We start from the raw sequence: 2,008 nt of genomic DNA on the forward strand, positions 1-2,008 counted from the left end.
CGCGATACGGATAACGCCAATGGTCATATCGATAAAATCTTCGATAAGGAAAAAATCGAGGAGCAGCAGGAGCTGGCGGCGGTGTTCGGGCAGATGGCGAACCAGTATGCCGGTGACCTGGGTGCAGCGATGGGCTGGGCGGCAGATGGCCCGGAGAAAGCGGCTATCCATGGAGTGATAGGTGCGATACAGGCGAGCTTCGGCGGCGGCAATGCGCTGGCAGGTGGCCTGGCGGGAATGGGCAGTGAGGCTCTGGGGCAATTTGTTGATGACTACCTGAGCAACAATACTCAACTGGGTGTGAATGAAAAAGCGGCGATAACCCAGTGGGCAGCGGCGCTGGGTGGCGCAGCGGTTGGCGGTGTGACGGGGGGCAGTAACGGTGCCATGTCGGGTGCGGCGACGGCGCTGGATTCGGTGCGTTATAACTACCTGGACCACAAACAGATAGAAGAGTTTGCAGAAAAAACGAAGGGCTGTGAGGCGCGTAACGATTGTCAGCAGATCGTGAAGGAAATGGAAGCTTTGAGTCTGAAACAGCAACAGGAAATGATTGCTGTTTGTGCCTCTGACCCGGTGGGATGCAAAACGATATATGGCGACATACCCGGCAACGGTATGTTGATACGTGAAGCGATAGATAAAGTGTTGGGAGCGGATGTTCCATGGTCAATGAAGAACGATATGTCTTCATTGCTGGCCCAGCAGATTGAGGCAGAAGGTGTTGTTTCCAGTACCGAGTTTGCACAGCGATTACAAAACCGATATGGAATAGATCCACAGCAGGCGGAAATTCTGGCCGGTGCGGCAATGGCCGCGGTTACTGGTGGACTTGGAAAATATCAGCCAAATAAAGGTGCAGTGGGGAACATGGGCGAGTTCTTTAAGCAGACTGGTTTTGGCAGTGAGATGAACAATAATGCCCGTAAAACTAGCCAAATGTATCAAGGGCAAAGTGTCTATCAAGCAAAAGATAATGTTGGCGATTATATTGCTAAAGGCGATAAGTACTACCTTGATGGTTCACATAAAAATCATTTAGAAGTTTTTGATAGTAAAGGAAAGGTTAAGGTGGTGTTAAATCTTGATGGTTCATTTAATGACGCCAAAACGCAAGCAGCTATTAAAGAGGGGCGGAGATTACCAAAATGACAACTAATTCATTCCTTGATGAAATGAAGAAAAATTTTCTATATATCCTGAGTCAAAAATCATCTACCTCAGTAGATATTGATGATTTATCTATTAATTACAATGATTTGTTGGATTGTTCATTAACAAAATATCTAACATTATTGCAGTCTAAAGCGGAGTTACTAGCTCTCGCAAAAAAAAACAATGACGAGATTGCAATGCAATCGGCTTTACTAAAGTTGAGAGCTCATGCAATGAGTTTATCTAGCTTCTTCGACGCTATCGGAGAAGATGTAGAAAAGATACTTCGAACCGGAAAATGGGCTGAAATCCCAAAGGATTACAAAGTACCAGCGCACTACAATGATCCTCCGCAGAAATAGCAACAATCCCGGTCATAAAGCCGGAGATTTATCTATCACTCAACGATAGGCCGGATCGCCAGTCGCCTACTGGCGGGGCAGCTCAACCATGGTCGACTAAAGGCCGTATAAAATATGTTGAGCTTCCAACCGAAGGTAAGATCCGCTTTGTTCCAGATAGTAATTATTCATCCAGTAATCCACTTCCCAGAGGTCCCAGTAATGGTTACCTCGATAAGTTCGGTAATGAATGGGTAAAAGGCCCTTCTCGTACGGCAGGCCAGGCATTCGAATGGGACGTTCAGCTATCCCCTAAAGGTAAAGCTCAGCTTGGTTGGGCGACAAGAGATGGCTCTCATTTAAATGTATCCCTGGATGGAAAAATAACTCATAAATAACCGAAAATGGCGGATTTAATGGACAAGAAAATAAATTTTTATCAAGAAGTTGAGATATTACCTAACTGTAAAGATAAGAATAAAAAATATGCTGGTAAGAAGGGAGGTGTAATG

At 45.6% G+C, this 2,008-nt stretch carries 2 protein-coding genes and 1 pseudogene; all 3 read left to right on the top strand.

Annotated elements, in window-relative coordinates:
- Positions 1-1,152, top strand: a pseudogene (locus tag MES37_RS24820) (hypothetical protein); the annotation flags it as partial.
- Positions 1,149-1,517 (top strand): hypothetical protein, encoded by a 369-nt coding sequence (locus tag MES37_RS24205; RefSeq protein ID WP_232887505.1) that lies wholly within the window; start codon positions 1,149-1,151, stop codon positions 1,515-1,517. The pseudogene MES37_RS24820 and the gene MES37_RS24205, both read left to right, overlap by 4 nt.
- A gap of 26 nt (positions 1,518-1,543) precedes the next feature.
- The gene (locus MES37_RS25045; protein WP_443107981.1) at positions 1,544-1,894 is read left to right on the top strand and encodes a polymorphic toxin type 17 domain-containing protein; all 351 of its coding nucleotides are present in this window, start codon (positions 1,544-1,546) and stop codon (positions 1,892-1,894) included.
- The last annotated feature ends 114 nt before the right edge of the window (positions 1,895-2,008 follow it).

It is taken from the genome of Buttiauxella sp. S19-1 (genome assembly GCF_022134725.1).
Lineage (GTDB): Bacteria > Pseudomonadota > Gammaproteobacteria > Enterobacterales > Enterobacteriaceae > Buttiauxella > Buttiauxella ferragutiae.

Excerpts from the sequence above, each read along its gene's own strand:
- MES37_RS24205 (WP_232887505.1), top strand. The coding sequence starts at position 1,149 with ATGACAACTAATTCATTCCTTGATGAAATGAAGAAAAATTTTCTATAT.